This is a genomic window from Duncaniella muris (assembly GCF_003024805.1).
GTDB classification, from domain to species: Bacteria; Bacteroidota; Bacteroidia; order Bacteroidales; family Muribaculaceae; genus Duncaniella; species Duncaniella muris.
On record NZ_PUEC01000042.1, the window covers coordinates 1 to 19,854 of the forward strand.

11 protein-coding genes are annotated in these 19,854 nt (G+C 44.7%); 9 read left to right on the forward strand and 2 right to left on the reverse strand.

The window, feature by feature from the left end; genetic code table 11:
• Positions 1-458: 458 nt before the first annotated feature.
• Entirely contained in the window at positions 459-1,748 is a 1,290-nt protein-coding gene (locus C5O23_RS12775) for an ATP-binding protein (protein ID WP_068961957.1), read from the forward strand.
• A gap of 94 nt (positions 1,749-1,842) precedes the next feature.
• The gene (locus tag C5O23_RS12780; RefSeq protein ID WP_107033311.1) at positions 1,843-4,779 is read left to right on the forward strand and encodes a TrlF family AAA-like ATPase; all 2,937 of its coding nucleotides are present in this window, start codon (positions 1,843-1,845) and stop codon (positions 4,777-4,779) included.
• A 583-nt stretch (positions 4,780-5,362) separates the two neighbouring features.
• Here the strand turns inward: C5O23_RS12780 and C5O23_RS12785 are convergent.
• Complete coding sequence (locus C5O23_RS12785; protein ID WP_107033312.1) at positions 5,363-5,659, reverse strand: helix-turn-helix domain-containing protein; 297 nt, start codon at positions 5,657-5,659, stop codon at positions 5,363-5,365.
• Positions 5,652-5,936, reverse strand: coding sequence for a hypothetical protein (locus tag C5O23_RS12790; RefSeq protein ID WP_107033313.1), 285 nt, complete (start codon positions 5,934-5,936; stop codon positions 5,652-5,654). The genes C5O23_RS12785 and C5O23_RS12790 overlap by 8 nt, the downstream gene beginning before the upstream one ends.
• A 755-nt stretch (positions 5,937-6,691) precedes the next feature.
• Between C5O23_RS12790 and C5O23_RS12800 the strand changes: the two genes are divergently transcribed.
• The 7 genes from C5O23_RS12800 (at position 6,692) to C5O23_RS12830 (ending at position 19,787) form a co-directional block, all read left to right on the forward strand.
• A complete protein-coding gene (locus C5O23_RS12800) occupies positions 6,692-7,042 on the forward strand; it encodes a helix-turn-helix domain-containing protein (RefSeq protein ID WP_107033315.1) in 351 nt (116 codons plus the stop codon).
• 49 nt (positions 7,043-7,091) lie between these two features.
• Entirely contained in the window at positions 7,092-8,555 is a 1,464-nt protein-coding gene (locus C5O23_RS12805) for a DUF4099 domain-containing protein (RefSeq protein WP_107033316.1), read from the forward strand.
• Between the two features lie 101 nt (positions 8,556-8,656).
• Positions 8,657-9,736: a DNA topoisomerase family protein gene (locus C5O23_RS12810; RefSeq protein ID WP_107033317.1), complete on the forward strand. Its 1,080-nt coding sequence runs from the start codon at positions 8,657-8,659 to the stop codon at positions 9,734-9,736.
• Positions 9,737-9,967: 231 nt separating this feature from the next.
• The gene (locus C5O23_RS12815; RefSeq protein WP_107033318.1) at positions 9,968-10,414 is read left to right on the forward strand and encodes a DUF1896 family protein; all 447 of its coding nucleotides are present in this window, start codon (positions 9,968-9,970) and stop codon (positions 10,412-10,414) included.
• Positions 10,404-16,445: a MutS N-terminal domain-containing protein gene (locus C5O23_RS12820; RefSeq protein ID WP_123618243.1), complete on the forward strand. Its 6,042-nt coding sequence runs from the start codon at positions 10,404-10,406 to the stop codon at positions 16,443-16,445. Before C5O23_RS12815 ends, C5O23_RS12820 begins: the two co-directional genes overlap by 11 nt.
• Positions 16,446-16,663: 218 nt before the next feature.
• Positions 16,664-18,166 carry a glycoside hydrolase family 53 protein gene (locus C5O23_RS12825; RefSeq protein WP_107033319.1) on the forward strand — a complete coding sequence of 501 codons (1,503 nt, stop codon included), beginning with the start codon at positions 16,664-16,666 and terminating at the stop codon, positions 18,164-18,166.
• 184 nt (positions 18,167-18,350) lie between these two features.
• Positions 18,351-19,787, forward strand: coding sequence for a ligand-binding sensor domain-containing protein (locus C5O23_RS12830; protein WP_161553612.1), 1,437 nt, complete (start codon positions 18,351-18,353; stop codon positions 19,785-19,787).
• The last annotated feature ends 67 nt before the right edge of the window (positions 19,788-19,854 follow it).

The following is a 19,854-nucleotide window of genomic DNA, read 5'->3' on the forward strand; positions in this document are numbered from 1 at the left end:
TTTGAGCCTACATTTGTGCCGACATTGTTTGAAAATTGACTACCGACGGGGCGTAAGTAATCCGCTGATAATCTGCTATATAAGCAAAAAACCCGACCGAAGTCGAGTTTTTTCGTGGTGCCACCAGAATTGTTCTGAATATAGTATCAATTTGATTATCAGATAATTACCGGCTATCTAAAGGAGAAAAACTCCGTTGACTACACTGCTATATTTTAGCGATTTGGGGCGTTTTGCTCCGGCAATCTAACACCTTCGCAACATCTTCCCTTATTCTAAAAGTTCTCTGTGATTGCAAAGTTACGAATTTATTTCCACTCCACCAAATATCAGGCTTGTGTTAATTCAATTTAACAAAGTGATTTATTTCAAAATCACAAAACAAAATAATTCAAAAACACAAAATAATTTGGTGGTGTCAGATTTAATCCCTAATTTTGTAGGTGATTATGAAAGAGATGAAGTATCTGAATAGAATTGCCGACAAGACTCTTGATTTGAGGCTTGAGGCTTTCGGCGCCGTACAGATAGCTGGACCCAAGTGGTGTGGCAAGACAACTACTGCAGAACGTCGGGCGGGAAGTGTTATTAAGATGCAGGATCCTGACCGTCGGGCGGGATATTTGGCTGCCGCTCAAACAAAGCCATCGTTATTACTCAAGGGTGCAACGCCTCGGCTTATTGATGAATGGCAGGTTGCCCCAGTAATATGGGATGCAGTTCGCCATGCGGTTGATGAACGCAGAGAGAAGGGACAGTTTATTCTGACTGGTTCGACAGTAATAGATGATGAGGAAATAATGCACACGGGAACAGGTCGCATTACCAAAATGGCTATGTACCCTATGAGCCTGTTCGAGTCTCTTGAATCCAATGGCTCTATCTCTTTGGGGCGATTATTTAATGAGGCGGACTATGAGATTGATGGTGAAATTTCACAATTATCTATTGAGCAACTGATTTTTGCTGCCTGCCGTGGCGGGTGGCCCGCTTCTCTCGATGAGATGAGCACCAAAGCTAAGTTACTGATTGCTAAAGACTATATTGATGTGATATGTAATGAGGATATTTCAAGAGTTGATAAAACGCGAAGAAATCCTGCATTGGCAAGGCTCATTCTTCGATCCTACGCACGAAATATCTGTACTTTAGCAAAGAAAACCTCCATGCTTGCTGATGTATCTGAAGAAATGGAAGGAATATCCATGCCTACATTTGATGATTATGTATGTGCTTTGGAGAAGCTCTTTGTAATTGATGATATAGAGGCATGGTCCCCTGCTATTCGTTCCAAGACTGTTATCCGAACCGGCAAGAAACGTTGTTTTGTTGACCCCTCTATTGCGGTGGCCGCGTTAGGTGCGTCACCAGAAAGTCTGGAACTTGATTTGAACACCTTCGGATTCATATTCGAGTGTCTGTGTTTTCGTGACCTCCGAGCATATTCGCAGGCACTGGGTGGGCGATTGTCATATTACCATGACCGTCTTGGACTTGAAGCTGATGCCGTATTGCACCTTGATGACGGACGATATGCGTTAATCGAATGCAAACTTGGTAGTCGCGAGATTGAGGACGGGGCAAAGCACCTCATTGAAATCAAACATCTTATAACGGAAAAGAATATGGCGGAGAAGCAAATTAAACTTCGTGAACCGGACTTGCTTATTGTCTTAACGGGCGGAGAAATGGCATATACACGCGAGGACGGTGTGAAAATAATACCAATCGGGTGCCTGAGAGATTAATTATTTAGGATTCAGTCAATATTGACCTATTCTTAATAATGATATAGATAAGTTAGAACGAGCGAAGAATCAAACAAAAAAGCAACTTAAAACTATGAATAATCCTATAGGATCACTATGGAATAAATGGGATCTACATCTTCATACTGATGCTTCTGACGGTAAGGGTTCCTGTCAGGATATATTGGATGAAGCTATAGCAAAAAATATAAAGTGTATCGCTATAACAGATCATCATACAGTTGATAATGTAGATATGATGAAAACGCTGGCGAAAGACGCCGGCGTAACAGTAATTTCCGGGGTTGAATTTAGGACTGAATATGGGAGGGCATCTGTCCATATGATAGGTCTTTTCCCTGATGAGTTCAATGGAATAACTCTTACATCAGAATTTTTAAAGGAAAACGTTCTTAATCAATTGGGTATATCTCGCTCAAGAATAATACAAATTGGTCGAGAATCCCTCAAACAAGATGGATTGCCAGAGGCATCTTACTTTAAGGATGGGATGTTTCGCGTACAGGTGAACTTTAAGGACGCAGCCAATCTAATCCATAAATATGGAGGAATCGTAACAGTTCATGCAGGTTCAAAGTCAAACAGTATTGATGAAGAAATGAAGCATGAAGGTAAATCTAAAAAAAATGTTTCGATTGAAGATTCATTAGGCCCAGTAAAAGAAGAGCTTTTTAGGGATGGTTATATTGATATTTGTGATTTAACGAAACCTAAGGAAGCTGGATTTTATCAAAAAACATTTAGGAAACCATCTATAACAACTTCCGATGCTCATGAAGTAAGCGAGGTCGGAACTAATGCATGCTGGATAAAAGCAGATTTGACATTTGAAGGATTGAGACAAATTCTTGCTGAACCGGAACGAATATCATTTGAAGAACCTGAAATTTTAGCAAGAATAAAAAGAAATCCAGATAAATTTATTCGGTCTTTAGAGATTCGACGTATTTCGGGTGCCACTATGCCTGAAAAGTGGTTCGATAGTATTAGAATTCAATTAAATCCAGGCTTAGTCGCAATTATTGGTAATAAGGGGAGCGGCAAGAGTGCCCTTACTGATATTATTGCGTTATGTGCTGACTCTACAAATCAGAACTGGGCATTTTTGACACCTGCAAAGTTCAGAATGCCAAAACCATACAATCGTTCTAAGCAAACCGAAGCGTATATCCAATGGGTTGATAACTCTTCATCAACTATCAAAACATTAGATATGTCAACGGAGGCGACCAAGCCTGAGCGAGTTAAATATATTCCACAAAACTTCTTGGAAACTCTTTGTACAACTGAGGACGATCAAAAGTTCGAGAGCGAATTAAAGAAGATAATATTTCAGTACTTAGCCCCAGCTCAAAGATATGGTTATAATGATTTGGATGAAATTATTAATTACCTGACAAAAGAAAATGCTGATGCATGCAGTGATATTCAATCCCGAATTAGAGAAATCAATCGAGAGATTATAGCAATGGAAGCCATGCGGACTCCTGCTTACCGAGATACACTTGCAAATGAGTTAGCTTACAAGCAAAGCCAATTAAGCAATGTCCAATCTGCAAAACCAAAGGAAGTTGCAAAACCATCAGTTGATGAAGATCCGGAGGCCAAAAAGATTCAGGAGGAAATTGACAAGTTGAATGAATCTTGTAAAATGATGGAAATTTCTTTACAGGCTTTGGAAAGTGAGAAAGAAGAAAAGGTTAAAACAATTCAGGACTTAAAGGCTAGTAAAGAACGTATTGATAGACTAACATTACAAATAGAGGCAGTCAAGCAAGAATTGAGATTGCTGTATGAAAAAAACAATCTCAATATTGATTCAGTATTGAATGTGACCTATACACCGGATTTAATATCTTCCAAGCTTAAAGAGTTGTCCGAGAGAGTTGATGAAATAGACAATCATTTGAATGAAGATAAATCAGGAAGCTTACGAAAGCAATACCTTCTTGAATCTGAGAAATTGAATCTTGCAAAGCAAAAACTTAGTGCTCCAGAACTTGAGTATCAGAAATATCTAAAGGAAAAGCTGGAGTGGGAGAAATTGTTAGAAGATATTACCGGTACTCCTGAAAAGGAAGGTTCAATAAAGTATCTTCAAAGTCGTATTGATTATATCGAACATAATCTAAATAAAGAACTATCTCAGAAAATCGAGAAAAGAGAGGATTTGGTAAAAGACTTGATGCAAAAGAAACATCAGGTCCTTGAGACCTATGAAAATCTTTTTGCTCCTGTTGTAAAGTTTATTGAGGACTATCATGAGGAATTAAAAGATTATCCTATTGAATTTGACTCAACTTTCTCTCTTAGGAATTTTGGAGATAGATTTTTTGATTTCGTAAGTCAGCAGGCTTCAGGATCTTACTACGGCAAGGAACAGGGGCAAGCTCGGATAAAATCAAATATTGACAGTGTGGATATGTCTGATATTCTATCTATTGTTGCCTTTGCCAACCTAATCAACAGCGATCTACTCTATGACAAACGTGATGACAATAATGATTTTCGTTCAGTAGAGAACCAATTAAAGAAAGGTCATACACAGCAAGAGCTATACGATTTTATTTATTGTATGGACTATGTCCATCCATTCTTCCAGCTTAAAATGAATGGAAAGCCCTTGTCCTCTTTGTCTCCTGGAGAAAGAGGTGCTTTGCTACTGCTTTTATATCTATTTATTGACATGGATGACAAACCTCTGATTATAGACCAACCAGAAGAGAACCTTGATAATGAAAGTGTATATCGGTATCTTGTACACTTCATCAAGGCTGCCAAGCGTAAGAGGCAAATCATCATGGTGACACATAATCCAAACCTTGCTGTAGTTTGCGATGCCGATCAGATTATTCAGATGAAAATTGATAAACTTCACGGGAATGAGGTTAGTTTTGTTTCAGGCGCTATAGAAAACCCTATTATGAATAAAATCATTGTAGATATTCTTGAGGGCACATATCCTGCATTTCATAATAGAGATTGCAAATACTTCGATAAAACCATATGATAATTGGTGATAGCAACTAAGGAGAATTAGGGATGTTTAAGCCCCGATAACCCTCATTGTGATTATCGGGGTTACGTGCTGTAAGATTGTCATCTATATGGCGAGTGATAGTTGTTTTTGATGTATTCTTCTATATCACGATCAGCATATATTATTTTCCTTCAGAGAGAATAATATCCGTAAATTCCTTTGATACGGTATTTGGATAAAGTGGAGCGGCTATCCATAATCTTCGGGTTAATAGGCTTTGTAAATATGTATTAGAGCATCGGGAATATACGCAAATGGCATTTGTGTCAGATAAACTGAGTGGAGCGGGATAATGTGTACCCCTCGTAAACGTGGAAATAGGCACCCGTTGAAATGCTTGAAAACGTGGGAGTAGATGGTTTTGAAATGCTTGAAAATGTGGTTTGACCGTTTTTGTTAATCAATTTAACAAAGCAAAACTCATCAAAAACACAAAATGAAAATCTGATTTTGTCGGTTTTTCTGCGTAAAAAGTCCGACAAAACAGTGATGACATGGCTAACGCCCCCGGTAATTCTCAATGGATTATCGGGGGCGTTGCCGTTGGATTACCTTATCGGTAAGGTGGGTGGTAGTTCTCTTTGAGGTAGTCCTCAATTTCGGTGTCGGCATACAGGATTTTGCCTTCAAGGGAATAATAACCGAATATCCCTTTAAGGCGATAGTTGGCGAGTGTTGACTTACTCACACCAAGCCGTCGGGCAAGTTCGGAGTCCGAGAGAAAGCGGTTGCCGTCAAACATAGGGCGAGAGCGTTCTGCCAACTCTTTAGAACAGCTCTTGATTTCAGAAAGTATCTTGAATACTTCATGCTGTTCTTCCTTGCTTAATTTGGATGTATTATCACTCATAATCAACCTTGCAATTATAGAGTAGCCGTCCAATCTCGCCTGCCGGATAATAAACCTTGCCCTCAATTATTGAGTATCCGATCTTGCCTTCCATTCGGAGTAGTGTCATGCCGCGCTGTGAACGGCGAAGTATTGACTGAGCCGAAATATTGTCTATCCACTCCTGCCGCTCATTCCCTGACAAGCGTCTGATTGCTTTGCCAAGAATTGAACGGCACTCGGCAAGAGTGGCGACCATAGCGTCAAAGACGCTGCGTTCAATGGTGATGTATTCCATAAATATAACCTTGGATTAGTGGTTTGATACTTTGCCCTGAATACAGCAATGGCAATCCATATTCCGGACTATGGGTTGCCATCATCATATTTTTATGAGCCGGGGATAGCTGTGCCTGTTTGGGATATATCGGGGCAGTCGCTTTGTCCGTGTAACATTCCGACTGCGAAAAAAGATTACTGAAAATGAGCGATTTCCCACGGTTACACACCGATTACCCAACATTACCCAACTTGAAAAATTGTCATAAACAAACAGCCATATTACGGTTGTTTCTATGTCAAATCCACGACGGATAAACATTACTCCAGCCGCTCAATCTGGTTCGGGTAGCACGCGGAACCGAACCAAAATTGACGACTGTCTGGTTCGGGTTGCAACGCGAATCGAACCAAATCCGAGGCAAATATATACCCCGTTCAGGATTTAATTCCCACTTAAAACAGGCTTTCATTAAAGCACATCGGCTAATAGACATAAAAGCCGATGGAGTGACGCCTATACCCCTGCCTAAAGCAAGAAAAAAGGCTAAACCTCTTAATGAAAGTTAAAAAAAGTAGGAACGTTCCAGGAACGTACCCGACGCGGATTTTGATTTCTGCCGAACTTCGCAGCGTAACACTAAACCCCAAAAATAAAATGGAAACAAAAACGCTGATAATCTCCGGCACGAAACTATCCCGTCAGATGCCCGGAACGGACTTGAAAAAGTCCACTGAAACAAACTCTATGGTTGAACCTCAAAAATATCTCTCATGAAGTCAGCAGAATTTACGATGGTATGCCAGATGCTTTCCGAACTGAGAGCAGAGGTACAGGCGATAAGAACCGGTGTTGACAGCCGTATCGAGTCAGTTGCCAAAACCGTGATGGAGGCTTTTCAGGGCTTCGGCATACTTGACCCGGACGAAGATACATGGACTGACAAGCAGGTACGCGCCAGATACCATGTATCACGCAAAACCCTCTACAATTACCGTATGTCGGGCAAGTTGCCCTATACACAGACCGGTGAGGGTACAAACTGCACTATCCGCTACCGCAAGGCGGATATAATAGAATTGTTCGCAACCCGCAACGCACAGATAATCCATACACACAATTAATAATCGCGTCGGCAACGGCGCAAGTTTCTAACCCAAAATTCTTTTAATTATGGCAAAAGACCAGACTGAAGAAGTGCTGATTGTCCGGAACAACGAAACCGGGCAGGTAGGCGCAGTGACCGGACTCAATGAGGACGGCACACCCAAAATCACCGATCCAATGTTCGTCACACTGGAGGATCTCGTAAAATTTAAGAAAGGACAAAATCCGCTGGAAGCGTTCTTGTCAAATTTTGTCAGACAATGCAAGAACCCAACAATGTTCGGATTCTTCAAAGTTCCTGCCGACCGTTACGATTGTGTTGGCATGGCTATGTGTGACTTTATAAAAGACCCCGAAACAAATGCTGAGATTCTCAAAGATTTCAAGGTCGATGTCCCTCAGCAGACGCAGACCAACATCAAGGAACAGGCTCAGGAGAACAATGCAACCGACACTCAGGCGCAAAAGCCGGTGGAGGAACAGGCTGCACAGACTGAACAGCCAAAGTATCACGCCATCGACGAAAGCAAAATCGACTGGACGATGCTCAAGAAGAAATGGGGCATAGACCGCGACCAGCTTGAAAAGTCGGGCGACCTCCGCGAGATGCTCTACAACCGCAAGTCGCAGATTGTGACCGTCACGCCCAATTTCGGAGGGGAGAAATTCCCGATTGACGCACGACTCTCTTTCAGAACCGATGCCGACGGCAATGTGAAGGTGGTGCCCCATTTCATACACCGCGAGCCCAAACTCGACCAAGAGTTTGAGGGGTACAAGTTCACAAAGGAAGATAAAGAGGCTCTGAAAACAACCGGCAATCTGGGCAAGGTCGTTGACCTTGTTGACAAAGCCACCGGGGAAGTCAAGCCCTCCTATGTCAGCGTTGACCGTCTAACCAACGAGATTGTGTCGGTGCCCGTAAAGGCCGTGTTCATCAAGGACACCATCGGGCAGACAAAGCTGACTATGGCTGAAATAAGCGAACTGAAGAAGGGTAAAGCCCTCCCGCCTAAACAGATTACCGACAAGAACGGCAAGACCTACAATGTGGTGTTGCAAGTGTCGGCCGACCGCAAGGGCGTCGAGTTTGTACCCGGCGGCGTGCGACGACAGGAGCAGAGCCAGCAGCAGGGAAACAGTCAGGGTCAGCAACAGTCCTCGTGGCTGACAAAGGACGGCAACATCAAGCCCATCACAAAATGGGCTGGCGTTCCTATGACGCCGCAACAGCAGGCTGACTACACTGCCGGCAAGGTTGTCGAAATGACAAACATGGTTGACAAGCAGGGGCAGAAATGCACCGTCTATCTCCAGTTCAATCCTGAAAAGCAACGTCCGACTACATCACTCAACGATCCCCGCGTCAAGGTCGCTGAAGAGTCAAAGACTCAGAAGGCGGTCAACAATGACGGACTGACGAATGAGGCGACCAAGCATGTTGCCGAACCGCTCCAGAAATACCAGACCGCGCCGAAAGACGAGAATCAGGCGAAACAGCAGCGCAAGCCCAAAGGCCCGAAGCTGTAACCAAAATCCGCTGAAATGACATCAGGGAGGTCCGGAACTCCCGATGTTGTTGCCGCAAAACCACTATCTCCAAAATTATCCACCCGATAAAATTCATAAATATGAAACAGAAAAATCTTATAACAGTCGTGACCGACCATGAACTCACGGCTGACACCATCGCCAGAGCAATCGGCGCAAACGAAAAACACGAAGGCTACTACCTCGGCAACGGCTACGCCGTGACATGGACAAACGGCGGGGTCATAGAGGCGACCTTCTCCCCGTCAGAGAATTTCGTGCTCTCCACGACAATGAACAGCCGACAGGTGTATGCCCACAACTTCAAGTTCGCCATGCGCGACTATGATGAGCTGGTTGGCTACAAGAAAACCGAGCAGGACAGGAAACAGCTCGCCACAATCAAGGCTCTCTGGGGAATGAGCCACACGGTCGTCAACGCAATGTCACCAGAGAAATACGGCGATTTCGACTTTCTCAACCTCTACTATTTCATCGCCGTTCCGGTGGCAGTGCGCAGGGCATGGCTCCCCATTCTCACAAAGGGGGCAATCCGTCACGGAGTAATCCACGGGCCGCAGAACCGCAGGGAATACGAGGAATGGCTCGACAATGAGATCTACAACCGTCTGGTGGAGAAGTCGAAAGAAAATGTGGAACTCAAAGGCGCCTGCATCATGGAGGAAATGCCCGTGGAAGTGTCAACCGCCGATGCCGAAAGAATCGGTGTTGAACCGCCCGAAGTCGGCACTATCCTCACGATGGACAAAAATGCCATGCGCATAACCGACTGCCAGCCGCTTCTCAATATGCCGCTGATGCTCCTTAAAGCCGCGGTTGAGCTGGACTTCGACCACATGAAGACCATGCAGACCGCCTACACACTGTACGCGAAGAAACTTATATCCTATCCGTTCACGGTGCAGAACACCATTCCTTTCGGCGTGTGGAAACTGATGCTCCGAAACAAGAAAAATCTTCGCTACAACAGCAAGTGGGGCAAGGAGGCCAGACGGATCCGTATGCCGCGCCGCCACAACTTCCGCAACTTCCGCGATGGAGAATGTATCTACAACGGCTTCGGTATTGTAACCACCGGGCTACACCCCACCGACCTCAGCCGCGACGAGGAAAAACTCTACAACCTTATTGTTAAAAGCGTGATTGACGCTTTCGCATAACCGACACACAAGCCCTGAACCGCTTGATCCATACACAAATTAACACCATTTATCCCGCCCGATTCCGATTTATTTGTTAACTTTGCACTCAATTCAACGTCATAATGTTTTTGTTTCAAATTTATGACTTGGATTTAGTGGTTGGACATCGGGAGGGATACCCGGTGTCCTTTTCTTATATCCCATTGAAAGACACATAGGACGCCGGCAAACCACTATTCCAAGAACCCGATGAAACAAAATGTTGAATTACGGGAGATGGACGGCTACCGCGTCTATCTTCTGGGTCATCTGCGTGACCATTATTTTCCCCAGTACACCAATAAGAAATTTGTAGATGCCCGTGTTGACGAGGCATACGACACGTTTGTAACCCTGCGCCTTGAAGGTCATGACCCGGTTATGGCACAGGAAATGGCTATGCGCACACTCCTTGCCGGACTGTATGTGTCCCGCTATGACATTGTTTACAGCGTCATAGAGGAAAGCCTGTGGACACGGCTGCCTGAAGAATACTGGCCCGATTTCGCCGTGCATCTGCTCACAAAGAAAAGCGTGCATGACATTCTTGACCGCTATGAGGTCAACGGCGATTTCCTTGACCGCGAAACACACCAGCCGATGCTGACCGAACTGCTGGGAGAAATATCCGAAATACTTGACGGATATGAGTTATAACCGGCTCCAGACCATGCGCGACAACATCAATGCCATAAGGCTTGCCCTGCGCCTTGATGTTGAACATCGCAACGCGGAAAATGCGCTTGAAAGGGAGATACTGCGCAAGTATGCCGGATTCGGCGGGCTGAAATGTATCTTGCAGGACGCCAACGAACTTGCCGATGCCGCCAAGTGGAGCAAGAGCGACATTGAGCTGTTTGCGCCTACGGTTGAACTGCGCCGTCTTATTCACGACTATTCAAAGGACGACCGGGAGTTTGCCGCATACATGGACTCGCTGAAAGCGTCCGTATTGACGGCGTTCTATACTCCTGCACCTATCATTGATGCGCTTGCCACTTCACTGCGTGAAAGAGGTGTTAAGATTAAAAAGTTCCTTGAACCGTCTGCCGGGCAAGGTGCTTTCATCGACTCTTTTCTTAAAAATGAGAACTATCCGGGCACGGAGGCACTCGCCTTTGAGAAAGATTTGCTGACAGGCAAAATCCTATCTGCCCTGCACCCATCTATCTCCACCGAGATAAAAGGATTCGAGAAAATTGACCCTGATTTTGAGGGATACTTTGATGTGGCTGCATCAAATATTCCTTTCGGTGACTTTGCGGTCGCCGATCCTCGATATGCCACAAGCAAGGAGATTGCCTACCGTCAGTCAACAAAGGCTATCCACAATTATTTCTTTCTCAAAGCACTGGACTCGGTGCACGAGGGAGGTATTGTGGCCTTTATCACATCGCAGGGTGTGATGAACGCCGCCAGCCCCTTCGTGCGCATTGAGCTTATGAAACGCTCTGACCTTGTGGGAGCGGTACGATTGCCAAACAACACTTTCTCCGATAACGCCGGAACGGATACAGGCTCAGACTTGATTATCCTGCAAAAGCATACGGGTAAGAAAGGAATGTCGGCTGATGAGGAATTTTTCATCCAGTCAATCGTTGACCGTGATACAAAAGCACCGACAAACAAATATTTTGCGGCATATCCGCAGAATATCATCTGCACCGAGGCGAAAATTGGCACTGACCCATACGGCAAACCGGCTATCATCTACAAACATGAGGGCGGTGTCTATGGTATAGCAAGAGATTTGCGTGATGCGTTGGAAGATTCTTTGCGTCTGCGTCTGAACCTTGAATTGTATAACAACCAAGGCATAAAGCCGCCTACGCCAGACCCTGTAAAACCGATACCTGCGCCCAAGCCCAAAGTAACAAAGGTTACTGAAACTCCGTTGATGACGCAATACAAGGAGATGAAGAAACGACACCCGGACGCGATATTGATATTCCGTGTGGGCGACTTCTATGAGATGATGGGCGAAGATGCCGTGAAAGCGTCGGAGATACTGAATATAACACTGACCCGACGACGCAACGGCAAAGCAGGGAGCATCGAACTTGCCGGTTTTCCGCATCATGCCCTCGACACTTATCTCCCCATGCTCGTAAGAGCCGGGCAAAGTGTGGCTATCTGTGAGCAACTTGAAGATCCAAAGCAGAAACAAAAGAAGGAATACAAGCCTACGGAGATTATAACGCCGCCACCGACGGTTGAACCAAAGCCGGCTCCTGAACCTGTTGAACCACCAACACCGGAAGTCAAGCCGCAACCGCAGGAGATTGAAACCGAAGGTGGGCCCGACTATAACGATAATCCCGACCCGCGTCTGTTCGCCTATAATCTTTTCGGAGAGTTAGAACCATTGCAGAAACCGAAGCGTCAGCCACGACAGCCAAGGACCGAGGAAGATAAGCCGAAACCCACACCGAAAATTGAAATTTCAGATGCTACCGCCAAGAAATTCCGCCCGCTATCTGAAAAGGAGTTGGAATTTTACGGTTCTCTGAACTGGGAGGACAATCCGCCCATCAACGGCTTCTACGAAACGATGATGAGCATAGCCCACCGTCAGATGGCGGAAATGGAAGCTGAACGACAGGCAGCGGAAGCTACCAAGAAAAAGATAATCACGGAGAATGGCACTGTCATCGAAAAGACCGAGGGCTATTTTGTTCCACAGCCAAGAGTGGCAAAAGTTGAAAAGCCGGAAACCGTCGAGCGTGATATGTCGCCCCGCAAGTTTTCCGAGGATATTCAGTATTTCCACCAGAACGGCTCAATGGTCGTGGATAACGGTCAGGTCGGCTTTCTTTCGGAGGTTCGCAAGAATGGTGCGATATTCACTCCACTCCCAATCAAACCGGAGCAGGAGAAACGCGCCATGCTCTATATTACCCTGTCGGAAACATATCAGCAACTCTATCATTACGAGGCTGAAACGCATGAGGAAAATGCTGATATGCGTGAACACCTCAACGAGTATTATGATGAGTTTGTGGACAGATACGGCAACCTCAACGAAAAGCAGAACGCCAAGTTTATCCTTATGGACGCCAACGGCCGTGACGCACTCGCATTGGAGCGTGGTGAAAACGGGCATTTTGTCAAGGCTGATATATTCGACCACCCGGTATCCTTCGCCGTTGACGAAGTTACTTCTGTCGATACACCTATGGAGGCGTTATCAGCGTCGCTTAATAAATATGGAGAGGTAAACCTCGAATATATGGGCAGTCTTGTCGATATGGAGCAGGACGCGATGATTGACAGCCTCGTCGGACACATTTTCTATAATCCGTTGGTTGCGAACTATGAAATAGCCGACCGCTTCATCGCCGGAAACGTGGTGCAGAAAGCCGAGGAGGTCAAGGCGTGGATTGACCGCGAGGAAGAACGTATCAAGGATTTTCCCGGTTTTGACGGCGTTGAGCCGTTCATCGACTTGTCAAAGGAGTCTTTGAGAGCGTTGGAGGAAGCGACACCGCGCCGCATTACATTTGATGAACTGGACTTTAATTTCGGAGAGCGATGGATACCGACAGGGATATACTCCGCATATATGAGCAACCTCTACGGTACTGATGTGAAAATAGCATATACGCCCTCTATGGACGAATATTCCTGCACTGCCCAACACAAGAACATGAAGATATGGGAGGAGTATTGCGTCCGTGGACACTATCGTACCTATGACGGCATGAACTTGTTGAAACACGCCCTGCACAACACTGTGCCGGAAATCAAGAAGTGTATCGGTCAGGATGAGAACGGACACGACATAAAAGTGCCTGATGCCGAGGCTATACAACTCGCCAACTCCAAGATTGATGAGATCCGCAATGGCTTTACCGATTGGCTGGAGGCTCAGTCGCCGGAGTTCAAGGAGCAGCTTGTGGATATGTATAACCGCAAGTTCAACTGTTTCGTGCGTCCGCATTATGACGGGTCACACCAGACATTCCCCGACATCAACATGAAACTGTTGGGAGAGCGTTGCAATGTCAAGTCAATATACCAGTCGCAGAAGGACTGCGTTTGGATGCTCAAGCAGAACGGCGGCGGAATATGCGACCACGAGGTGGGAACCGGTAAGACGCTGATAATGTGCATGGCAGCGCATGAGATGAAGCGATTGGGATTGGCACACAAGCCTATGATTATCGGACTGAAAGCCAATGTTGCCGATATTGCCATGACCTATCAGGCGGCATATCCCAACGCCCGTATCCTGTTCGCCGATGCCAAGAGTTTTGAGGCGAAAAACCGCGTCAATTTCTTCAACCAAATAAAGAACAATGACTATGACTGCGTGATTATGTCGCACGACCAGTTCGGCAAAATCCCTCAGTCGCCGGAAATTCAGCAGGAGATCCTTCAGGCTGAACTTGACTCGGTGGAGGAAAACCTCGAAGTTGTCAAGCAGCAGGGGAAGGACGTTTCACGCGGTATGCTCAAAGGTCTTATCAAGCGCAAGGAGAACCTGACCGCCAAACTTGAAACGCTCCAATATCAGATGGAGCAGAACAAGGACAGCATCGTTGATTTCAAGCAAATGGGTATAGACCACATTTTCGTTGACGAAAGCCATCAGTTCAAAAATCTGATGTTCAACACCCGCCATGACCGTGTTGCAGGACTCGGCAATTCGGAAGGCTCCCAACGTGCGCTCAATCTTCTCTATGCCATACGCACCATTCAGGAACGGACAGGCAAAGACCTCGGCGCGACATTCTTGTCGGGTACTACAATCTCCAACTCCCTCACAGAGTTGTATTTGTTGTTCAAGTATCTGCGTCCGAAAGAACTTGAAAGACAGGACATCCGGTGTTTTGACGCATGGGCGGCGATATTCGCAAAGAAAACAACCGACTATGAGTTTAACGTAACGAACAGTATCGTGGCAAAGGAGCGTTTCCGCTACTTTATCAAAGTGCCGGAGCTGGCGGCTTTCTACAATGAGATAACCGATTATAAGACGGCAGAGGATGTTGGTGTTGACCGTCCGGCAAAGAATGAGATACTGCACAACATTCCGCCTACACCACAGCAGGAGGACTTTATCCAGAAGCTGATGGAGTTCGCAAAGAGCGGCGACGCCACAATATTGGGGCGTGAACCGTTGTCGGAAACCGAGGAAAAGGCAAAGATGCTCATCGCCACGGACTATGCCCGTAAAATGGCACTGGATATGCGCATGATTTCTCCGGCATACGAAGATGATCCGAACAACAAGGCTTCACACTGCGCCAAGATGATTGCTGAATACTATCACAAGTATGACGCTCAACGTGGCACACAGTTTGTTTTCAGTGACCTCGGCACTTACAAGCCCGGAGAGTGGAATGTCTATTCCGAGATTAAGCGAAAGTTGATTGAGGATTATGGTATTCCGGCGCATGAGATACGGTTTATCCAAGAGTGTAAGACTGAGCGGTCACGCAAGGCAGTCATTCAGGCTATGAATGACGGCGATGTGCGTGTGCTTTTCGGCTCAACTTCGATGTTGGGTACTGGAGTAAACGCCCAGAAAAGAGCGGTTTGCATCCATCATTTGGATACACCGTGGCGACCGTCAGACCTCACACAACGCGATGGCAGAGCCATTCGAGCAGGTAATGAGATAGCCAAGTTATATGCTGATAATAAGGTTGATGTGATTATCTATGCGGTTGAAAAGTCGCTTGACTCATACAAGTTCAACCTTCTTCACTGCAAGGCTACTTTCATCGCCCAGCTCAAAAGCGGTGCTTTGGGAGCGCGAACTATCGACGAGGGTTCTATGGACGAGAAGAACGGCATGAATTTCTCAGAGTACATGGCGATACTCTCCGGCAACACCGACCTGCTCGACAAGGCAAAACTTGAAAAGCGGATAGCGGCGTTGGAGAGTGAACGTAAGTCGTTCAACAAAGGACGTGGCGACAGCGAGTTCAAACTCCAAACCATTACCCATGACATCGCCAACAACGAGGCGGCGATCGAGCGCATGAAAGCGGATTGGGAGCGTTATGACAAGGTTGTGCAACGTGACAAGGAGGGCAACCCTGTCAACAATCTCACGATTGACACCTGCAATCTTTTCGATGAGAAAAACATGGGTATCCACCTGCAAGGACTGGCACAGCGCACCGACACCCACGGTCAGTATCAGCGTATCGGCGAGGTTTACGGCTTCCCGATCAGCATTATCTCCGAAAGAGTGGTGTCTGACGGTATTGAGAAAGTGCAGAACCGTTTTGTTGTCGAAGGCAATTACAAATACAAGTACAACAACGGTCAGTTGGCAATGGCTGACACCCATGCCGCCTGCATGAACTTCGTCAACGCTTTGGAGAAAATCCCCGGCATAATCGCCCAGTACGAGGAACGCACCGCCAAGCTCAAAGCTGATGTTCCAATCCTCGAAAGCATCATGGCAAAGACATGGGGCAAGGAGTACGAGCTGAAGCAACTCAAATCAGAACTTGCCGCCCTCGACCGCAAAATCGCCGCCGAGTTAGCACCTAAACATGACGAAAAGGACGGCGAGGAAGTCAAGCCCGACACCCAACAGCAATCCGTCAAAGTTGTTGAACCTCCCGGTCAAGCAACCGACAATAAAAAGTCAATGGTGGCAGAGCCAATAGAGATTTATCGTCCGCCAATTACACCAAACAGGCCGTCATTCCGACCTTTCGGAACATAACCAAGTCAGGCACCGAGTATCACTACTTGATGCCTGACTTGATTTTAATATCTGCTTTGTATTATGACAATAATATATAAATCGGACAAACAACTTATTAAAATGGACAAAGTCCAACAAACTTCCAATTTCTAATATTATTCGTCCAGTTATTCAATCCATTAAACAAACATTGATATTACTTTTGCGATGTATTTATAAACCTAAATTTTTAACCAATGAAGACAGAATGTTTGAAGAAAATCCTCTTCGTGATTTTCGCTACAGTGCTTTCAGTTGGATTCATTGCGTGCCAAAATCAGATTGAGGATGTGCAGCCGATAGAATCCAACCAACCAGAAGTCGGGCTATTTAGCCGTTCTACATCGGAACTCCCCTTCCTTCAAGGAGCAGACCTTTCGTATATCAATGAACTTCAAGATGGAGGAGTCAAGTATTACGATAATGGCAACGAAGTTGACCCTTATCGCATGCTCAAAGAATATGGAGGCAACCTTGTTCGTCTCCGTCTTTGGCATAATCCCACAACATGGACTCAGTATTCCACTTTATCCGATGTGAAACGGAGTATTGGAAGAGCAAAGGCCGCTGGGTTAAACGTCCTTTTGGACTTTCATTATTCAGATTCATGGACAGATCCGGAGAAAAATCTTGTTCCAGAAGCTTGGCGACCAGTAGTGAAATATTCTGATATACTTGCCGATTCCGTGTACAATTACACATATCAGACCTTGACACACCTAATGAACACAAATCTTTTACCTGAATTGGTTCAAATAGGTAATGAGACTAACAAATCAATCATGGTCGCAGATAATGCTGACCTTGAACCTACAAATTTTGTTAGAAATACAAAATTATTTAATGCGGGCCTTCAAGCCGTTGCTGATTTCAATTCTGATAATAGAAAGAATATACAGACGATACTTCACGTTGCCATGAACCCCAATGATGCGATGTATTGGGTATCGAACCATAAGAAATACGGACTAAAATCATTCGACTTGCTCGGAGTTTCGTATTATCCTCAGTGGCAAGATTATACGCCGGCACAACTTGGAGAGTTTGCCGCTCGCCTCTACTCTACATATGGAGTTCGACTTTTTGTAGCAGAAACCGGTCATATATGGACGCGAGCATGGAACGATGACAATATTAATCTCATGAGTAAGATGTGTATGGGTTATCCAGAAACACCTTGTCCACAGCTTCAAAAAGATTTCCTTATTGAAGTAAAAGAGGCTCTTATAGCTAATGGTGGAGCTGGATTCAGCGCATGGGAACCTTTCTGGGTATCCGCAAATAATCAAACACTTTGGGGCGTTGGTTCCAATTGGGAAAACGTCGCATTTTTTGACTTCAATAATAATCTCCTGAAACATGGTGGTATGGAAGCTTATGGAGATTACAATGTGAAAGTAACTTTTGAAGTTAATATGTGGGAAGCCGGAAGCGATAAAAAAGGCTATATAACAGGAGACTTTACCGATGATGGCTTTGGAAATTGGCAAATAATACCAATGAAACAAGCAGAAGAGGGTTCTTCAACATATTATTTTGATACCTACTTGTGCCGGAACCAGAGCGGACGCTATTATTTCCTTTCTGACTCGACTTGGACAAGCCAAGAATATATCAATGGTTGGCAACAAGATCGGACATATAATATCTCGACATCTGATACTTGGATGAAAATAGCCAAGAAATTCGGAGAAGAGTAATCTCCACAATATACAACCGCTACCATTATCTGATAATAAGATGATGGTAGCGGTTATTAATTCAATAGAAAGTCCGATTTGTTGTATTGATTGTCCAAAATGTTGTCTTAAAGATGAGACATTTAATCCGCTACATCCCTTAAAATTAGTAACTTTGCAATTGGATTTAATACCACCAGTAAATATGAGAACAGAAGCATTGGAAAAAAGGTTGCTAAAAATAATTTGCATCATCCTTGCTATGATTGGACCATGGAAAGCATTCTCAGCACCTCAGTTGCCAGAGCCGGAATTTTCATGGAAAAATGTAGCTGTTGATGGTAAGAAGACAGCTGTGTTTTGTATCTTCCGGGATAGTAGAGGAATTATGTGGCTTGGAACGAACAGTGGTTTGTATTTTTATGACGGTATCACGACACATCCTGTTGGAGAAACTGAGATTTTCGGGACCCAAGTTTATTCTATTGTAGAAAAGGATAATCGACTTTTTATAGGAAGCAACAATGGATTATTGACATATGATTATGCCTCGGGGCAAGTAATCGAATCTGACATTGATTCACCAAAAGAAATCAGATCTTTACTATTGATCGATGATGATATTTGGGTCGGGGGTCTAAATGGCATATATAAATTTAATCTAAACAGTAATATTATAACTGATTATTCCAAAGGGTTGCCGCATAAGTCGGTTTACTCTATCATGCGTGACAGCAGAGGCATATTATACGTTGGCACATATAATGGTTTAGCTCGTTGGGATATTAATGCTGAAATGTTTCGACCGTTGAAGGTCAAAGCTGATGACTTTGAACTTTCCTCCCGTTTATTTGCAAATTGCTTATTGGAATCTCAAGATAAGGAACATATTTATATTGGCGGAGAAGGGTCTTTGTACATGTACACCCCTGCAAATGATAACTGGGAAAAGATAGCACTTATTGGAAATAACAATATTAAAAGCCTGTATAATGGCGGCAATGGCCATATACTAATAGGCACTGACGATGGAGTATTTGATATGTCAAAAGAGTGCATAAAACATTATCGACATGATTCAAGACGGGAACTGAGCCTTGCAGATAATGAAATTTGGTGCATATATTCTGATTCTCAAAATAACGTATGGGCTGGACATGAACGAGGTTTCTCTATAGCATCTAACTCAAATTATTTACGTACTATTGAATTAAGTGCTCTTGCCCATTCGGGAGAAGGGAATGAAATTCATTCAATATATAGAGATACTAAGGACAATCTTTGGTTTGCTGGAAACAACGGAGTGATACGCCTGTCGTATGATTCTACACCTCATTGGTATAGACATACCGATTTACCTAATTCACTTTCACACAATAGAGTTCGTGCTATACATGAAGATGCTGAAAATAATATATGGTTTGCAACAGATGCCGGCATTAATAGACTTAATAGAAAAAATGATACGTTTGATGTATTCTATATCGTTGACAAACAAGGAGAACACAATTCTAATTGGGTATATGCTTTAATTGAAGATGATACACACTTTTGGATAGGAAGTTTTCTGAATGGCCTTCATTGGAAAAGGCGCGAGAGTTTGACCCCTTCGGGCACGCGGGATTTGACCCCACGGGCATAATAAGATTGACCCCTTAAAAGTCCTGGCGGCGGGGGTCAATTTTATTTTACCTCAGTTGCTGTTTCAG

Excerpts from the sequence above, each read along its gene's own strand:
- C5O23_RS12775 (WP_068961957.1), top strand. The coding sequence starts at position 459 with ATGAAGTATCTGAATAGAATTGCCGACAAGACTCTTGATTTGAGGCTT.
- C5O23_RS12780 (WP_107033311.1), top strand. The coding sequence starts at position 1,843 with ATGAATAATCCTATAGGATCACTATGGAATAAATGGGATCTACATCTT.
- C5O23_RS12785 (WP_107033312.1), bottom strand. The coding sequence starts at position 5,659 with ATGAGTGATAATACATCCAAATTAAGCAAGGAAGAACAGCATGAAGTA.
- C5O23_RS12790 (WP_107033313.1), bottom strand. The coding sequence starts at position 5,936 with ATGGAATACATCACCATTGAACGCAGCGTCTTTGACGCTATGGTCGCC.
- C5O23_RS12800 (WP_107033315.1), top strand. The coding sequence starts at position 6,692 with ATGAAGTCAGCAGAATTTACGATGGTATGCCAGATGCTTTCCGAACTG.
- C5O23_RS12805 (WP_107033316.1), top strand. The coding sequence starts at position 7,092 with ATGGCAAAAGACCAGACTGAAGAAGTGCTGATTGTCCGGAACAACGAA.
- C5O23_RS12810 (WP_107033317.1), top strand. The coding sequence starts at position 8,657 with ATGAAACAGAAAAATCTTATAACAGTCGTGACCGACCATGAACTCACG.
- C5O23_RS12815 (WP_107033318.1), top strand. The coding sequence starts at position 9,968 with ATGAAACAAAATGTTGAATTACGGGAGATGGACGGCTACCGCGTCTAT.
- C5O23_RS12820 (WP_123618243.1), top strand. The coding sequence starts at position 10,404 with ATGAGTTATAACCGGCTCCAGACCATGCGCGACAACATCAATGCCATA.
- C5O23_RS12825 (WP_107033319.1), top strand. The coding sequence starts at position 16,664 with ATGAAGACAGAATGTTTGAAGAAAATCCTCTTCGTGATTTTCGCTACA.
- C5O23_RS12830 (WP_161553612.1), top strand. The coding sequence starts at position 18,351 with ATGAGAACAGAAGCATTGGAAAAAAGGTTGCTAAAAATAATTTGCATC.